Annotated in this window: 17 protein-coding genes and 1 pseudogene; 9 read left to right on the top strand and 9 right to left on the bottom strand. The window is 66.5% G+C overall.

The window, feature by feature from the left end:
- Positions 1-75: 75 nt before the first annotated feature.
- From OG828_RS17435 to OG828_RS17415, 5 genes are all read right to left on the bottom strand, one after another.
- Positions 76-3,849: a tetratricopeptide repeat protein gene (locus tag OG828_RS17435; RefSeq protein ID WP_328501661.1), complete on the bottom strand. Its 3,774-nt coding sequence runs from the start codon at positions 3,847-3,849 to the stop codon at positions 76-78.
- Positions 3,849-4,208, bottom strand: a complete 360-nt coding sequence (locus OG828_RS17430; protein ID WP_328501660.1) for a hypothetical protein — start codon at positions 4,206-4,208, stop codon at positions 3,849-3,851. Before OG828_RS17430 ends, OG828_RS17435 begins: the two co-directional genes overlap by 1 nt.
- 65 nt (positions 4,209-4,273) lie before the next feature.
- Positions 4,274-4,714 (bottom strand): hypothetical protein, encoded by a 441-nt coding sequence (locus tag OG828_RS17425; RefSeq protein WP_328501659.1) that lies wholly within the window; start codon positions 4,712-4,714, stop codon positions 4,274-4,276.
- A 116-nt stretch (positions 4,715-4,830) separates the two neighbouring features.
- Entirely contained in the window at positions 4,831-5,331 is a 501-nt protein-coding gene (locus OG828_RS17420) for an NUDIX domain-containing protein (protein WP_328501658.1), read from the bottom strand.
- Positions 5,332-5,367: 36 nt separating this feature from the next.
- Positions 5,368-6,738, bottom strand: a complete 1,371-nt coding sequence (locus OG828_RS17415) for a tetratricopeptide repeat protein (protein ID WP_328501657.1) — start codon at positions 6,736-6,738, stop codon at positions 5,368-5,370.
- Between the two features lie 213 nt (positions 6,739-6,951).
- Here OG828_RS17415 and OG828_RS17410 point away from each other — a divergent pair, with 213 nt between their 5' ends.
- From OG828_RS17410 to OG828_RS17390, 5 genes are all read left to right on the top strand, one after another.
- Complete coding sequence (locus tag OG828_RS17410; protein WP_328501656.1) at positions 6,952-7,701, top strand: hypothetical protein; 750 nt, start codon at positions 6,952-6,954, stop codon at positions 7,699-7,701.
- Positions 7,702-7,784: 83 nt separating this feature from the next.
- Complete coding sequence (locus OG828_RS17405) at positions 7,785-8,696, top strand: aminoglycoside phosphotransferase family protein (protein ID WP_328501655.1); 912 nt, start codon at positions 7,785-7,787, stop codon at positions 8,694-8,696.
- A 1-nt stretch (position 8,697) separates the two neighbouring features.
- Positions 8,698-9,390: a class I SAM-dependent methyltransferase gene (locus OG828_RS17400; RefSeq protein WP_328501654.1), complete on the top strand. Its 693-nt coding sequence runs from the start codon at positions 8,698-8,700 to the stop codon at positions 9,388-9,390.
- A gap of 33 nt (positions 9,391-9,423) precedes the next feature.
- Complete coding sequence (locus OG828_RS17395) at positions 9,424-9,972, top strand: HAD domain-containing protein (protein WP_328501653.1); 549 nt, start codon at positions 9,424-9,426, stop codon at positions 9,970-9,972.
- 233 nt (positions 9,973-10,205) lie between these two features.
- On the top strand, positions 10,206-11,057 hold the full coding sequence (locus tag OG828_RS17390; RefSeq protein WP_443062411.1) for a class I SAM-dependent methyltransferase: 852 nt from the start codon (positions 10,206-10,208) through the stop codon (positions 11,055-11,057).
- Positions 11,058-11,189: 132 nt separating this feature from the next.
- On the opposite strand, the gene OG828_RS17385 is transcribed toward OG828_RS17390, so the two are convergent.
- Positions 11,190-11,585, bottom strand: coding sequence for a hypothetical protein (locus OG828_RS17385; protein WP_328501651.1), 396 nt, complete (start codon positions 11,583-11,585; stop codon positions 11,190-11,192).
- Between the two features lie 371 nt (positions 11,586-11,956).
- Between OG828_RS17385 and OG828_RS17380 the strand changes: the two genes are divergently transcribed.
- Entirely contained in the window at positions 11,957-12,298 is a 342-nt protein-coding gene (locus OG828_RS17380; RefSeq protein ID WP_443062410.1) for a transposase, read from the top strand.
- A gap of 398 nt (positions 12,299-12,696) precedes the next feature.
- Positions 12,697-12,900, top strand: a pseudogene (locus OG828_RS17375) (tyrosine-type recombinase/integrase); the annotation flags it as partial.
- A gap of 7 nt (positions 12,901-12,907) precedes the next feature.
- On the opposite strand, the gene sodN reads toward OG828_RS17375, so the two are convergent.
- The gene (gene sodN / locus OG828_RS17370; RefSeq protein ID WP_059416585.1) at positions 12,908-13,303 is read right to left on the bottom strand and encodes a superoxide dismutase, Ni; all 396 of its coding nucleotides are present in this window, start codon (positions 13,301-13,303) and stop codon (positions 12,908-12,910) included.
- Positions 13,304-13,448: 145 nt separating this feature from the next.
- Between sodN and sodX the strand changes: the two genes are divergently transcribed.
- A complete protein-coding gene (gene sodX, locus OG828_RS17365; RefSeq protein ID WP_328371928.1) occupies positions 13,449-13,883 on the top strand; it encodes a nickel-type superoxide dismutase maturation protease in 435 nt (144 codons plus the stop codon).
- Here sodX and OG828_RS17360 read toward each other — a convergent pair.
- Positions 13,787-14,416, bottom strand: coding sequence for a CGNR zinc finger domain-containing protein (locus tag OG828_RS17360; protein WP_210572423.1), 630 nt, complete (start codon positions 14,414-14,416; stop codon positions 13,787-13,789). The two genes, sodX and OG828_RS17360, sit on opposite strands and share 97 nt — an antisense overlap.
- A 114-nt stretch (positions 14,417-14,530) precedes the next feature.
- Between OG828_RS17360 and OG828_RS17355 the strand changes: the two genes are divergently transcribed.
- Complete coding sequence (locus OG828_RS17355; protein WP_328501650.1) at positions 14,531-15,304, top strand: class I SAM-dependent methyltransferase; 774 nt, start codon at positions 14,531-14,533, stop codon at positions 15,302-15,304.
- Positions 15,305-15,357: 53 nt separating this feature from the next.
- On the opposite strand, the gene OG828_RS17350 is transcribed toward OG828_RS17355, so the two are convergent.
- On the bottom strand, positions 15,358-16,479 hold the full coding sequence (locus tag OG828_RS17350; RefSeq protein ID WP_328499797.1) for an IS630 family transposase: 1,122 nt from the start codon (positions 16,477-16,479) through the stop codon (positions 15,358-15,360).
- Positions 16,480-16,508 lie beyond the last annotated feature (29 nt).

Here is a 16,508-nt window from a genome sequence, read left to right as displayed (position 1 = left end):
CCTCTCGCTATCACAGCCTCGGTGCTTCGCTTGCTGAGGTGGAATGATCCAAGCCGATTGTGTATGCGGGCGATGCTAAGAATTGCCGTCGTCGGCGCGTACGGCCATCAGCACCCGTTGAAGGGTGGTGATACGGGGATCTCCATCCGCTCTGGCTTGCAAGGCTTCGCTCAGCAGAGCTTCCAGCTCGTCCTGCGCAGCTCGTGGTTGGTCGGCTTCCCACAGCAGCTGCGCTCGTCGATAGCGTGCGTCCCAGACCGAGTCGTCGTCTTCACCGCGAATGCGTGCCCATCCCTCTGCCAGTTCCTTGAACTGATCGGCGCCTGCTGCTGGCCTTCCTACCCGGCTCAAGCCTTCGCCGAGGATCTCACGTGTTGTCAGCGTCTCTGGGTGGTCACGTCCCAGCGTGCGTTCCCGACGCTCTACGACGTCGCTGAGTCGAGGAACGGCCTCGGTGAAATTCCCTTGGTGCCCCAACACCATGGCTAAATTGTGGTTCATCGTCAGGGTTTTGGGGTGGTCGTCCCCGAGCGTCTCCTGGCACGCATCGAGCGCTTCTCGGTACTCCGTTTCCGCTTCGATGAATCGTTCCTGATTGGCTAGCAGGAAGGCTAGGTTTCCCCAGACGGACAGGGTCTGCCGGTGATTGCGTCCCAGGCGACGGGTGCAAACTGACAGGATTTCCCGATATGTAGACTCGGCTTCTGCGACGGCCCCTCTGTCTTCTAGGATGCGAGCGAGAGAGAGTCGAGTGGAAAGCGTCTCGGAATTCTCAGGGCCATGCCTGCGCTCCTGGATCTCCAGGATCGCTGAGTGTTCCTTCTCCGCTTCATCGAGATTGCCCTGGATGCGCACAGCAACGGCGAGGTTGTGGCGTAATGTCAGCACCAACGGTTGATCGGCCGAGTGCTTGGAGGCCGCGTCCTTGAGCGCCTCGCGACAGACGGCAACAGCCTCGTCGAGCCTTCCGAAGTCCTTCAGTGCGACCCCGAGACTGTTGTGGGCATTGATCGTGTTGGGGTGTGCAGGCCCCAAGCTCTGCCGCTCCTGATCAGCGATCTCCTGCAGTTGGTGGATGACCTCCCGCAGCCTGCCGCGTGCGTACAGCACCGCCAGGAGATCGTGTCGGACATCGAGGCGGGTACCGTCGTCTTCTGGCAGGGCGTTCAGGGCCTGCCGCAATTGCCCCTCGGCCTCCGCGAGTTTTCCCTGCTGCAGTAAGAGGGCACCAAGCGACGCTCGGACACTGGCCACGTTCCGGTGTGACTTGCCGAGTATATCCTCCTGGAGAGCCAGGACGTTTCGCATCTCCGATACCGCCTCGTCTGTTCGCCCAACGTGTCCCAGAGACTTTGCCCATTCGAAGCGGGCATTCAGGGTGACAGGGTGATGCTCCCCGTGGCATGTTGTTGACGCGTCAAGAATCGCCCTGTACTCCGATTCCGAATTGACCAGTTCGCCTAGGGATCGCAGGGCTGCGGCGTGACTCTTGCGACCTGCCAGCACGTTGGGATGATCATCAACGAGTTGTCTCTTCTGTGCATCGGTCAATTCGGCGAAGGCGGCCGCAGCGCTATTCGCGTCGAGTTCCCCTTGCTGTGTGAGCAATACGGCCAGGGTGTGGCGTGCGTCGAGCGTCTCTGGGTGATTGGGGCCCAGGATTCGGGTTCGCGCATCCAGCACGGCCCGGATCTCGGTTTCCGCCTCGGTGGACTCCTGCCGTAATATGAGTGTACCGGCCAGGTTTGCCCGAGTAATTAATGTGGAGGGATGTTCGATCCCGAGGATCTCCTCTTCCAGCTCAAGAACCTGGCGGAAGACCTCTTCGGCACGCTCGTTCTCCCCTTGATCACGCAGCGAGATGGCGAATTCGTGATGAGCCTCGAGAACATCCGGGTGCTTCTCTCCCAACTCCTCGCGCAGCCCATCCAGTACCTGCCTTCCCTCGTCTGCTGCCTCGTCCAGGCGCCCCATGCTTCTGATGCAGATCGCACGGGCGTGGCGTGTGCGCAGCGTGGTGGCTGCAGTCGCGCCGAACAGCCGGGTTTCCTGGCGGATCACCTCGTCGTACTCGCGTTCCGCCTCCTGGAGCTTTCCGCGCTGACATGTCACCCGCGCTTGTTGGTAGCGCACGGACAGCGTGGTGGAGTCGGCTGCGCCGAACTGCTTGGCGCATTCCTCAACGATGTAAGCGAGTTCGGACTCCGCCGTTTTCAGATCGCCCATCATCTCGATTGCGACGGCTCGATGTCTGCGGATGTTGAGCCCAATCCATGGGGCGGCCTCCGCGGAGTCGGCACGCTCCAAGGCTTCGTCGGCCAGTGCGCAGGCCGTGGTGTAGTCGCTCCGGAAGTGCAGGTATGACACGGCGACCCCGGCGCCGACCAACACGCCGTTGAGACGGTCATCGGCAGGAGTGCTCCATCGCGGCAGGCGGCGCATCATGACCGTCCAGTGCGGGATGAGGCTCTGCCAGGCCGGCCACGAACTCGGATCCCGCGGATTCTCACGGTACGGGGTTGCCGCCACGAGCAGATCGGCTGCTGAGTCCCATACCGCTCGGTACTCCGATGGCTCAGCGAGGAGTGGGGCGACCGACACCTCGGCCACAAGTCGATGGATCTGGTAAACGGGTTCTTTCGGCAGCGTGTCGACCCCGATGAGCCCGAACCTACGCAGGCCACTCAGGGCCGTTCTGATTGCGCGCGGTGCCAGGTCCTTTGGCCACATCCGGAGTTCAGCAATCGTAGACGGGCTGAGCAGGGATGCGGGTAAGGAGGCAGCTGGGGCGAAACAAGACAGCAACTGGAGCAGGCCACGGGCATGCACAGTGCCTTGCCGTTCCAGGAGGGCGAGGGATAGCTCCCACGTACCGGCAATGGTCCGGCGAGCTCGCTCCTCTTCACTGCGTAGATCCCCGTACACACCCTCTGCCGCGTCGTCGAGGAACAGGGGGGAGTCGTCGAGGACACGGACATAATCGGTGAAGGTCTGCGCTTCAGCCAATGGATCTTCGTGAGCCATCGCTAGGTAAGCGCCCGCCAGATGCAGTGCGAGCGGTAGGGAGCCCAGCCGGTCAGCCAGAGACCGAGCGGAGTCTGTGTCCCCCGCTTCGGGAGCGAGTTCCTGGAGGACCTGGCCTGCGAATTTGGTCTCCAGGACATCAAGCTGGTGGCATCGTGCAATTCTGTCGCCCCAAGACCGCTTGTTACCGTCACGCGTGGTGACCAGTACGCCGTACGACTTGCCGACAGGGGGCCTGACCCAGCCAGTAGCGTCGGCCAAGGCGGCACCTGGGCAAGAGAGAACGTCGAGATCGTCGGCATCGTCGAAGACAAACAGCCACGGGCGGTCCATGTTCGCCAGGTGGCGCCAGACCAGGTCGGCCGCGGGTCGTCCGCCCTTTTCCCAGGCGTGGGCTACGTGCTCGGCCGGTGCGCCCGCGAGGAGGGCCGCGTGTCTCATCCCGTCGGCCACGGCGGCAGCGGATCCGGCCTGGACCCAGAAGACCTCGGCTCCAGCCTGCTTGGCCTGCTCAGCCGCACTCAGGGCGACTGTGGTCTTTCCTACTCCGCCCATCCCGGAAAGGACTTGGATACGCGGATCGTCCATGGGCTGCGTGAGGGCTGTGAGGATGCCATCACGGCCCAGCACGGCCTCCGGGAGCCTGCCGAAGGGAGCCGCTACTGAGCCAAGGGCGAGCATCTCTTGGGCAGAAGGGGACTGCTTCTCATTCTGAGACGCGTGGTTGACGAAGATATTCCACACGCCGCCATGGAGGCTGCCGTTTACAAAGGTTCCCTGACCTTCGTTGCGCTGTTCACGCGGTTGCTCGTCAGCACCGCTCATCACATCCTCCCCCGGCGGTTGGAGTTCAAAGCGTCCGCTGCGTCGAGGAGTCTCGGCAGCACCTTTTCGAGCTTGTGTGCTGCGACTGAGATTAATTGTGCGGAGTCAGGGAGAGTGATTCGTTCGAGGGTTGCTGCGGCGCTCGCAAGTAGTTCCGCAGAGTCGGCGATGTTGAAGCGATTCGCGGTGATAGCGATCAACTCGGCTGCCTGTGCGTTCTTTGCGCTGTGGATCGCGGTGTCGGCGAGTAGTTGCGCCAGCTTGGGCGAAGTCTTGGCGATGACCTTCAGGTGTCCCTTGGTCTCTTCGCTGAGCCGCTCGAAGTGGTTGTGAACTCCGCCGTGAACGTCACGCCCCACGAATGTCCCTGGTCCGGTGTTCTGCTGCGAGCGAGGATCGAAGGCCGAACTTCCAGTTGCCGCGGTCACTGAGAACCGCCGCCGTAGGTGTTGTGAATGCCTCCGATGACCGTTCCGTTGACGAACGTCCCTGACCCGGAGTTGTGCTGGCTCCCGGTATTGGAGGTGGCGCTGGCCTCGGCGATGGAGTCAAGATCGGGGCGCGCTTCCTGATATCTGTCTATGTACTCGGCTAGACGCTGAGCCCATTCCTGTGTGAGCTGTTCTTGGGCACGTGCCAGATCGGCTACTGCCGAGGGATCGGAGGCTGCTGTGCGAACCCATTCTGCTAGCGTCCGAGCGTCGTTGTCGTGGGCATTGAGGGCCATGGCCTGTTCGTCCTGGGTGCCCCTACGGAAGAGCTGCACAATCCTTGGGCGGATAGCCATGGCTCCACCTGTGAGCATGGACGCAACGATCGTTCCCGCTGCGCCGGTTGCCACCGAGACAAGTTCGGGATCGAGCATCTCTTTGGTTCCCCCCTGGCTGGATGGCCGTCGTAATCCTGGAGGCTACCGTTGCTGCAGCGGGCATGCGCCGTTTATGGACAGTCCACAGCTGCCGTACGGAGGATGGATGGCGCCTAGCTCCAACCATCGAGGGTGACTTGCTGCCCCTCAGCTAGGTATTGACGAAGGGCGCTGGCCGTGGTGTCCACGAACTCCTCGGGGATTGCGTCGGTGTCGACCCAGCGGACCTGGGCATGTTTGCGCGGCTCGCGGTTTTCGGGTTTGCCGGTCCATTCGTGGGCGGCGAAGACGACGGTGAGGAAGCCGTTGGGCGCTTCGACGCCCCAGCTGCCGTGGATTATGTGGGCGATCTTCAGGGATTCCGGCTTAACAGTCAGGCCGGTTTCCTCGTACAGCTCGCGCACGGCGGTTTCGGTGATGGGCTCGCCGGGGTCGCTCTTGCCGACGGGGAGATCCCACATGCCCTGGGCGAACTTGGCGTTCTGGCTGCGCTGGAGAAGGACGACGCGATTGGTGGCCTTGTCGTGGACGATGACGGCGGCGACCAGCAGGGTCATGGATTCGAGAGCGGGCGGCAGGGCTTTGGGCTGGTCGTCGGTTGTCCGCTGAGCCACGGCTGGTGTCCCTTCGTCGGCCGGTTGATGGGCAGCTTAGGCCAGCGCTTCGCGTGCGCGGCGGGCGAGTTCGGCGGCTCCAGGCACTTTGCGCCGCTGGTAGATGGACAGGGTGGAGCGGAGCGATGTGATGGCTTTACGAGTGCGGTCGGATGTCATGCCCTCCATCAGTGTCAGGGCTTGGGACCAGGCGGCGACGGCCTCGTCGGCGCGAGCCTGGGCGGCGAGGCTGTCACCGAGGTCGGCGTAGGTGAGGGCGTGGACGCGCTTGTACTTCTCGGGGTTCCAGCGCACCAGGGCGTCGCGGTGTTGTTGTTCGGTGCCGACGTGGTCGGCGAGGTCGGTCAGGGTGCGGGCGGTGTGGCTGGCGACGGTGCCGGCGGCCGGTCCGCTGACGCGGGAGTATCTGGGCTGGGGGCCGTCGGCACGTAGGAGGGCGTCCTCGGCGGCGAGCAGGGCGCGGGCCGCTGCGGGCTTTGCGCCGACCGCGGCGTAGGCGCGGGCGTGGGTGATGTGCAGCAGCGCCTCGGTCTGGCCGTCGACGTAGCCCAGGCCACGGGTAAGGGCGCCTTCGACAAGCTCGACGCAGTGGTGGGACTGCTTGAGGCTGAGGGCCTGGTGGGCGAGGGCGCGCATCATCCAGGCGGCGTGACCGCGCGGGTCGGCTTCGCAAGCGAGCTGGTAGCCGACCTGGTAGTAGCGCTGCGCAGCGCCTTCTTGGCCGAGGTCGTGGTGCTTCCACCCGGCGAGGTAGGCGAGTTCGGCGACGGCACCGAAGGCGGCCTGCCGTAGGGCTTCGTTCGGGAAGCGTCCGCGGAGCATGGGGGCGGCGGTGTCGGCGAGGTAGGCGGTGACGGTGGTCAGGCCGTGTCCGCCGCCGAGGCGCTCGTCAGCCGCACTGAAGGCAGCGGTGATCTGCCGTACGACGTCCACGTCCTCGATCCCGACCAGGGAGTTGCCGGTGCGGGCCTGCAGCATGCGGGCGGTGGCCTCGTGGTCGTAGAGGAGCGGCATGGCCACGCCGGCCGTAGTGAAGGCAGCCACGGCAAGGAAGCGGCGGCGTTCGACGTCGGCTCGGCCTAGATCGGTGGCGGCCAGAACCGGATCGGGCTCCTGCGCCACCGCAGTTTCGGGTGCTCGAAGGCCGATCTCGACCAGAGTGATGGGGCGGCCTGTTCGGCGGGACAGCGCCTCAGCGAGGTACTGGCCGGTCCGACCGGTCGGCCGACGTGTGCCGTTGGCCCAGTGGGAGACGGCCGACTTGTTGGTCTGGAGGATCTCACCGTTCTCGGCCGCGATACGCCGGATGTCCTTCGCCAGCGCCTCGTAGGTGCAGCCGATCGCCTCGATGGCGTCACGCAGGCGGGAGTTGGGCTCTGTCGGCGCTGCTACCACGATCGCCCCCACTCCGAAGCCTGTAAACCGCGTATACCGCTTCAACTGCCTCTTACCGTACCCACTGTGCGTGACGGAGGGTTCACTAAACATCAGCCGCCCGGCCCCGGTCCGACACCGTGACCAGGCTCCCCCCTTCGGCCGGGCGGCCCCGAAGTTCCGTACGCCTACACCGGGTTCGGGCATTCCTATGCCCGAACCCGGCCGATCAGAGACGGAGACACGGTGACCACTATCGACACCACGGCCATCACGGTCGTATTGCCCGACGCGTTCGACGAACGCTGGAGCCGCCTGCCTGGCATGCACATCGACGGCCGGCGCATCACCATCGACCCGGCCGAGTACTTCTTCCGCTTCGAGTCCAACACCTGGCTCGTCGCCGACTGGGAGCTGGTCAAATCCAAGCTCCTGGACGTGGAGGAGACCACCGGGAGCTCTGTCGAGCAGCTCGCGCTGGACTTCATCAAGGCCCACGCCATCTCCACCTCGGACGCCGCCCGCGTACTGTCCACCGCGTACGAGGTGTACGCCTACCTGTTCCGCGACGAGCACCTCGCCACCCTCGGCCTGCCGCAGATCACCGCCGAGCACCTGCGGATGCTGCGCGAGGCGGCCACACTGATGGCGCTCAACAAGGTCGAGTTGGACGGACACATCTCCAACGTCGGCCCCTGCTGGTTCTTCCCCGCCGCCACCTCCGTCGTCTTCGACCTGGACGACGAGATGGGCGGGACGCTCGACGAGGTGTACCACGGCGGCTGGTTCAACGAGCACCGCCGCATCGAGTCCATCAAGGCGCACGCAGCCCTCGGCGGCCGACTCGTGCACGGCTGCCAGTCCGTGCCGGACCAGTCCGGCGGAGTCGTGGCGCCCTACGGTGCGTCGATGACCGCCTTCCGTGACGACCTCGCGGCCTTCAAGTCCGGCTGGATCGAGCAGGTCTACGCCCATCGAGTGATCCCTGCCGCGTAGCACCACGCCGCACGCCAGGCTCCGGGGCGGGCCGGCACCTCTGGCCCGCCCCGGAACGCCCCCGACCTCCCTGGAGCCCTCACGTGACCGCGAACCCCAGCGCCGAACTCCTCGACAACCTGCTCACCGTGGCCGGCCGGAGCCCTGCCGTGCGCGAGGAGGTGCGCGTATGGTCCATGTCCGGTGTCGAGCGCCTGACCTTCCCCGACACCAGCACCGCGATCTTCAAGTACGCGAAGCGGCCCTTCGACGGCGAGGACCAGGCTCTTCGCCTGGCGCACTCGCTCGGCGTCCCCGTCCCGCAGGTTCACGCCTCCGCCGTCCTGGACGGCTGGCTCGGCATGCTCATGGAAGACCTCGGCCCCGCCGTCCGCGACGCCGACGACCTCGACGGCACCGCCGCGGCCGTGGTCCTGCACGGCACCCGTACGGCTGCAGCCCTGCCCGTCCTCGATCAGGCCCGCCTCCGCATGCTGCCGATCCGGGGTCTGGAGCACCTTGCCCGGCTCCGCAAGGCCGAACGCTGGCAGGACGCGGACGACGTCGAGGACGCGCTCAACCAGATCGCTCAGGCCGCCGAGGCTCGGTCGGCTGGTACGACTGTGGCGCCGTTCGGTTGGGTGCACTCCGAATACCACCCCATCAGCCTTCACATCGGCCAACGCGGATGGCGGCTGCTGGACTTCGCCCGTGCCTTCACCGGGCCGGGCCTGCTCGACCTGGCCAGTTGGCACGGCACCCTCGACCCTCCTGACCCTGTACGCCTGCGGGTTTTCCTGGAGCAGTACGTCACCGCCGGCGGCACCTCGGATGCTCTCACCCAGCGCGGCGGACTCGCCGCCGAGAACTGGGCGCTGGGCTGGCACCGCATGTGGGCCGTCGAGTGGTTCATGGAACAGTCCATCCGCTGGATCAACGACCCGGCCACCGACCCCGGCTACATCAAGGCCGTACGCCGCCACCTCACCGACGTCCTCCACCTCCTGGAGGTCTGACGTGCTCGCCCAGGCCTCCCCGTGGTACGTCCATGCCCTCCAGCGCACTACGGTCAGCCCGGCCGAGCCGCTGTCGGTACCCGCCCGGATGGAATGGACAACGCGGCCGGGCAGCGGGCCCGGCGCCGAGATTCTCGGCTCGGACCTGCGCCACAAGCGGCTGCTGGAACTCGGCTGTGGCCCCGGTCATAACGCCGCCCACCTGGCCACCCGCTATGGCGCCCAGGTCACCGGTGTCGATCTGGTCGGCCTACAGGTCCGCCGGGCCCGGTCGCACTACGGGCGGCTGAACAATCTGACCTTCGTCGCCGGCCATGCCCTGCACTACCTGCAAGCCTCCGGCGAGCAGTTCGACACCATCTACTCCGTTTTCGGAGCCATCGGCCTGGTAGCCCCCGAGCTCCTGCTCCCGGCCATCGCCCAGCACCTCGAACCTGGGCGCACCCTCGCCTTCTCCGTCCCCCACCCCCAGCGCGGCGGCCTGCCCCCCACCACCGACGACCGGCCCCGCCGGGACTACGTCACCCTCCCCGACCGCACCCGACTGCCCATCGCCCGCTGGGACTTTGAGGCTGACCGCTGGGAGAAACATCTCGACCGCGCCGGCCTCTGGCTCACCTCGGCCCAGGAGTTCCACGACGCCCGTCACGGTCACTGGCCCACCACCCTGCTGATCACCGCGCGCAAGCTCTGACCCCCACCCCCCGCCGCCCCTTGGGAGAAGCCGATGCGCCCGCCCTATCTGCTCCTTGACATCGACGGCGTCCTCATCCCCTTCCCGGACGCCGATGGGGCCACCCCGGCGACCCACGGCCGCCACGATGTCGTTCCCACCGGCCGCAGCGCCGACGATCCGGTCACTATCTGGCTCAACCCCGCGCATGGCCCCCTGCTCATGGACGTGATCCGGACCGGGCTGGTCTCACCCGTCTGGTGTACCAGCTGGCGCCAAGACGCCACCACGCTCGTCGGGCCGCTCCTTGGCCTGCCTCCCTTGCCGTACGTCGACTTGCCCCGACCGCGCCTAACTACTAGCCGTCCGAACGGTTACCTGTGGAAACGTGATCACGCCGATTCGTGGCTGGGCGACGCCCCAGCCGCATGGATTGACGACGATTTCAGCCCTCTGGACCATGAGTGGGCCGAGCAGCGCACCAAGAGCGGATGCCTCACGCTGCTCGTGCAGCCCGATCCTCTGGCAGGTCTGTACGCCGAGCACCTGGACACGATTGTGGCTTGGGCCGGACGGTACATGGCGCACGCATCAGCGGCTTGACCGCACTCTGCAGGCTCAACCCTCAAGCACGGCGCAGTCGATGTGTTCCGAGACTCGGGGCGAGGCCCAACGGAAGTTCGAGGGATTTGACGCCTGGCCCTCACCTGAAATGGTGGTGGGAAGCGCCAAGTCCCTTGTCTGACCTGCCTGCCACGCGAGCTCGACAGCAGCCCGCCTCGTGGACATAGGCCCAATCCACAACAGGCTTCTACCAGCAGAGGGGTAAGGCTGTCATGACCCCTCTCCGTAGCCCCGGAGGTCCGGACGTGACCGAACCACCCTCCGCACAAGACGCCGCCGTCACCGACCGGGCCCGCCTCACCGGGCGTGCCTACAGCAGCGACCGGGACCTCGCAGCCCGCCAGGCGCTCTACGAATGGAAGGCGCCCCGTTACGACCTGCCGGGCATCGTCGCCGAGCAGTTGAGGGACGTGCGGGGACGGGTTGTGGATGTCGGCTGCGGTAACGGCAGGTACGTCCGACGACTCCGCCGGGACAGGCCCGACTTGGCCGTGCTGGGCCTGGACATCGCTCCCGGCATCCTCGCCGGTGTGCCTGGTCCGGTCGCCGTGGCGGACGTTGGCCGTCTGCCGCTGTCGACGGCGAGTGTGGGCGCGGCGTTGGCGATGCACATGCTCTACCACGTCTCTGATATCGCCCGGGCGGTACGGGAGTTGTCCCGAGTCGTCGCGGGTGACGGGCTGGTCGTCGTCTCCACCAACGGTGACCGCGACAAGCCGGAGCTCGACGACCTGTGGCAACGGGCCGCCGGTGACGTCCTCGGTACCGGATGCGGACCGGCCCGTATCTCGCTCAGTGCGCGCTTCTCGCTGGAGAAGGCTCCGGCCTTCCTCGGCGAGGAGTTCGGTCGCGTGGAGGCGATCGAGCTGTCCGGCACCATCACCGTCCGCGAACCTGAGCCCGTCATCGCCCACATGGCCTCGTATCAGGCGTGGGCGGACCAGCATGACGTGCCGTTCGAGGAGACCATCGACAGAGCTCGGGTCATCCTCGGCGAGCACATCGCGCAGCGGGGCGCCTTCGAGATCAACTGTCGCGGTGGCGTTCTCGTTTGCCGTCGGTGAGAGGGCGCACTCGACGCGGAAGGGGCCCGGTCGGCGAACCGACCGGGCCCCTTCATGCTGCTCGTCGACCCGCGATGGTGCACCGATCGCCGGTCGATCGAAGCCGACTTGACGTCAGCGAAACGTCGTTGCTTACCTACCGGATATCCAGGCAATCATCGGGTTGGAATCACCCTGGTCCGCCCCGTTAGCCCCGTTGCGGAGCACCGTCTTGAAGAGAACGGTGTGCCCTTCCTTGAAGTCGTAATCACACTTGGTGGGAGGGTTGTTGGCGCCATTTGCGTCGTGGCACTCTCCCTTGCGGCCGTAATCCGTTTCCCACAGCAGAACAGCGCGCAGTCCATCGACACGCATATCCTGGACTGTGAAGTAGTCGCCGGTCGAGTAGAAGCACCCCGGCGCGAGTGCGGCTGGAGGTCCACAGAACACGGTCGTTTCAGCAGCCTGCGCCGGTGTATTGATGGCAAGGATCGCAGCCACCGAAGCAGTTGCTGTCACCGATGCGCTGATTGCTTTTCGCACTGACATGAAGCCTCCATGAGTGATGCCACACGAGTGTGACTCGCCTGTGCGAAATTTACCCTGCCAGCTGCCCATGGCGTCGTTACTTGAGCAAAATTTGATCTCTGCCTCAAATTGGGGCGAGAGGCGATGGTGTCTCTGGTCGGACATCGTTGACGAATTCGGCGGTGGTCGCCAAATGACCTTGCGGCGGCGGGATGGTGGCCGCAAACGGCGTGGGGGCGCGAGCGTGAGGTGATCGAGGTGTGGCTGCGTCCACGCCTGCCGGGTGAGGTTCCGGCCCAGACCGCTGAGGTGGCACGGCTGGCGTTCCCGAAGGGCTGTCTGTGCATGCGGATCCGGGGAGCACTGGGCCGCTCTTCGCCGACAAAGGCTTCGTGGAACTGTTCGCGCAGCGTGGTCAACCCTCCTGGCCACTACATCAGTTGGCGCTTGTGTCGGTGCTGCAGTTCGTGGAGGGCCTGTCGGACCGCCAGGCGGCCGCTGCCCTACGCGGGCGCATCGGCTGGAAGTTTCTCCTGGGGCTGGAGTTAACCGATCCCGGGTTCGACCATTCCGTGCTGAGCGAGTTCCGGGACCGTCTGGTGGCCGACCGGGCGCCGCGGCGTGTGCTGGACCTGATCCTGGACCGACTTCGGGAGTCCGGTCTGTTGGTGCGGGGTGGGGGTGCGGTGGCCGGGCCGAGGCGCAGACCGACTGACGCATGCGCTGCTCGATGACGGTCGGCGTCTCGCAGAGGCTGCGGGGAGGTTGGGGCACCAGAAGGAGGTAGCACAGCGTGGCGCCGGTTGGGGTCGTGTCCTGCCAGGTGGTGGTGGCCAAGGAGGCGATCAGCCCGGCGGTCGGCGTCAGAGACGCTGCGCGGGCAGGCGTCAGCATGCGGGCCGCCACCCCGTGGTGGAAGGCGGCCCAGACGCACTTGCCGGGTGCCCCGGCGTACCCCACGCCATAGCGGCCGGCGACGGCAGACACGAGCAGCAGGCCGCAGCCGTCGGCGGCAGTCTCTCGTGCCTCGCACCTTTTCGGGGCTGCCGTTGCCGCCGTCGTGCACTTCGATATGCAGCACGGTCGAGTGCAGTTCGACGCGTACGAGGACCCGACCGCCCGCAGGGGCTCCGTGCAAGGCGGAGCGAGCGTCAAGCAGGTCCAACTCGTCCTGGGCCACGCATCTGCCGTCGTTACGCTGCGGATCTACGCGCACTTGTGGCCGGGCGAAGAAGACCGCACCCGGACCGTCATGGACGCCGTTCTCGGCTGCCTGCGGACCGGGTGCGGACAGGTAGGCGATGCGACCCGCGAAACCGCAGGTCAGACGGCCTAGCCATAGATCAAGCCTTCTTGGTCTCCCAGAAGATCTTGTCGATCTGGGCGATGTAGTCGAGGGCCTTCTGGCCGGTCGCCGGGTCGGTGGAGCCCTTGGCGGCGGAGAGGGCCTTGAGGGCGTCGTTGACCAGCTGGTGCAGCTCCGGGTACTTCTCGAAGTGCGGGGGCTTGAAGTAGTCGCTCCAGAGCACGGAGACGTGGTGCTTGGCGAGCTCCGCGCGCTGTTCCTTGATGGTGGTGGCGCGGGCCTGGAAGTGCGGGTCGTCGTTGCCGGCCATCTTCTCCTGGATGGCCTTCACCGACTCCGCCTCGATGCGGGCCTGGGCCGGGTCGTACACACCGCAGGGCAGGTCGCAGTGTGCGCTGACCTTGACCTTGGGGGCAAACAGGCGGGAAAGCATGGAGCATTCCTTCCTCGTGATCGTCTTCTCAGGTGGGACATTACTCCCTGCGAGACGGGTTTTCGCGGGTGCCCCCATGGGCTTAGGACAAAAGTCCGGGGTCAGACTGAGACTGGTGGAGGATCGAACCGGGGAGGTGCCGGGGATGCCGGAGCTGTCGCAGGAGACCGAGCGTGGGAGGTCGTTCCTGCCATTCGGGGTGGCCGAGGTGACCGGGCCGTCGATGGTTCCCACGCTGTATCACGGAGACCAGTTGGTGGTGCAGTGGGGAGCCAGGGTCGGGCCGGGTGACGTCGTCGTCCTGCGGCATCCGTTCCAGCAGGACCTGCTCGTCGTCAAGCGCATCGCGGAGCGGCGCGAGGGCGGCTGGTGGGTGCTCGGGGACAACGCGTACGCCGGGGGCGACAGCACGGATTACGGGGCCGTCCCCGAGGAGCTGGTGCTGGGGAGGGTGCGTTTTCGGTACCGGCCGCTGAAGCCCGGTCAGCGCTCGCCGTTCGCGCTGGTGCGCTGGGCGGTGTCGGCCGCCAGGCCCGTCTTCTCCGACCGGTCGGCCTCCAGGCGCTTGCGGGCGCGGTAGGCGGCCACGTTGGCGCGGGTGGCGCAGCGGTCCGAGCAGTAGCGCCGGGAGCGGTTGGTCGAGGTGTCGAGGTAGGCGTTGCGGCAGGGTGCCGCCTCGCACAGGCCGAGCCGGTCCACGCCGTACTCGGTGAGGTGGAAGGCCAGGCCCATCGCGGCGATGGCCGCGTAGCCCGCCGTCGCGTTCGACGGATGGTCCGCGAGGTGCATGTGCCACAGCGGGCGGCCGTCGTCGTCCCGGAAGTCGTGTCCGGAGATCTGCGGGCTCACCGGGAACTCCAGGAGCAGGGAGTTCAGCAGGTCGACGGCCAGGGTCTCGTCGCCCTTGTCCGCCGCTTCGAAGACCGCGCGCAGCCGCCCCCGGACCGAGCGGAACCGTGTCACGTCCGCGTCGGTGGCCCGGCGGGCCGCCGACTGGTTGCCGCCGAACAGGTCGCGGACGGCCTCGACCGAGGTCAGTGAGTCCTTGCCCCGGGCCGGTTCCTCGCTGTTGACGAGACGGACGGCGTAATCCGAGTAATAGGCCAGTTCCACTTGTAGTCCTTACGGAGGCGTTCTATGGTCATGATGCGGTCGGGGTAACAGCCGGTCGTGCTTCCAGGGTATTACGTGACGAGTGTCACGTGACATGTGCGACGGAGGGTCTCGATGACGGACACCGACACCACCACCACGACCGGCGCCGACTGGCAGGCCTGGCAGGAGAGCTGGGACCGGCAGCAGGAGTGGTACATGCCGGACCGGGAGGAACGCTTCAGGATCATGCTCGACATGGTCGAGGCCCTCGTCGGCCCCGCCCCGCGCGTCCTCGACCTGGCCTGCGGCACGGGAAGTATCACGGCCCGGCTCTTCGCCCGGTTCCCGGACGCCACCAGCACCGGCGTCGACCTCGACCCGGCGCTCCTCGCCATCGCCGAGGGCACCTTCGCGGACGACGACCGCGTCAGCTTCGTCACCGCCGACCTCAAGGACCCCGACTGGCCGGCGACGCTGCCGCATCAGTCGTACGACGCCGTCCTGACCGCCACGGCCCTGCACTGGCTGCACAGCGAACCCCTCGCGGCCCTCTACGGTCAGGTCGCGGGTCTCGTCCGCGACGGCGGTGTCTTCATGAACGCGGACCACATGATCGACGACACCACGCCCCGGATCAACGCCGCCGAGCGGGAGCTGCGGCACGCGCGCATGGATCAGGCCAAGCGGGACGGTGCCCTCGACTGGGCCGAATGGTGGCAGCTCGCGGGCAAGGACCCCGTCCTCGCCGAGCCGACCGCCCGCCGCTTCGAGATCTACGGCGAGCACGCCGACGGCGACATGCCGTCCCCCGCCTGGCACGCGCGCGTACTGCGCGAGAAGGGGTTCGGGGAGGCGCGGGCGGTGTGGTGCTCGCCTTCGGACACGTTGTTGCTGGCGCTGAAGTAGCGGCACGCGAAAGGGGCGGTACGGAGACTTCCGTACCGCCCCTTTGCGTTCAGCTAGTGTCCTGCGCCAGAGATCCGTCGGCAGAGGCGGGCGAGGGAGTCGAGGATCTCTTCGGCGGTCTTGGTCCAGATGAACGGTTTAGGGTCTTCGTTCCAGTCCTTGACCCAGGCGCGGATGTCGGCCTCGAGGGCTTGGATGTTCTTGTGTGCGCCGCGGCGGATCATCTGGTGCGCGAGGTAGCCGAACCACCGCTCGACCTGGTTGATCCAGGAGGAGCCGGTCGGGGTGAAGTGCAGCTCGAAGCGCGGGTGTCTCGCCAGCCAGGCCTTGATCGCTGGAGTCTTGTGGGTGCCGTAGTTGTCCACGATCAGGTGGACCTGCAGCTGTGCGGGCACCTCCTTGTCGATCCGGATCAGGAACTTCTTGAACTCCGCAGCCCGGTGCCGACGGTGCAGGGCGGTGATGACTTCACCGGTGGCGACGTCGAAGGCAGCGAAGAGGGTGGTCAGCCCGTTGCGCACGTAGTCATGGGTGCGCCGCTCGGGCATGCCCGGCATTATCGGCAGCACCGGCTGGGACCGGTCCAGGGCCTGGATCTGCGACTTCTCGTCCACCGAGAGCACCACCGCCCCCTCGGGCGGGTTGAAGTACAGGCCCACGACGTCGTAGACCTTCTCCACGAACAACGGGTCGGTCGACAACTTGAAGGTGTCCGCCAGATGCGGCTTGAGCTGGAACTGCCGCCAGATCCGGCCGACCGTGGACTTCGACAGGCCGCTGTGTTGCGCCATCGATTTCCGCGACCAGTGGGTGGCGTTCTTGGGCAGTTGTTCCAGCGTGGTGACCACGACGGCTTCCACCTGATCGACGCTGATGGTGGGCGGCCGGCCCGGTCGGGGCTCGTCGACCAGTCCGTCCAGCCGCTGGGTGAGGAAGCGCCGCCGCCACTTGCGGACCGTGTCCGCGGCCACCCGCAACTCGCGGGCGACCGCGACAATCGGCGGTACTTCCGGCCCCGCGCACGCCAGCACGATCCGCGCTCGCAGGGCCAGGGCCTGGGCCGATGTTGCCCGACGCGTCCACCGCTCCAACACCGCCCGCTCGTCATCAGACAGCAGCAACGGCTGCAGCTTCGGGCCCCGACGAGGAACTGACGCACCAGCAGTAGAAGTCACACACCAACTAACGATCAACTACTGGCGCA

The sequence above is a fragment of the Streptomyces sp. NBC_00457 genome (assembly GCF_036014015.1).
Classification (GTDB): domain Bacteria; phylum Actinomycetota; class Actinomycetes; order Streptomycetales; family Streptomycetaceae; genus Streptomyces.
This window is presented reverse-complemented; position numbering and strand designations above follow the sequence as displayed.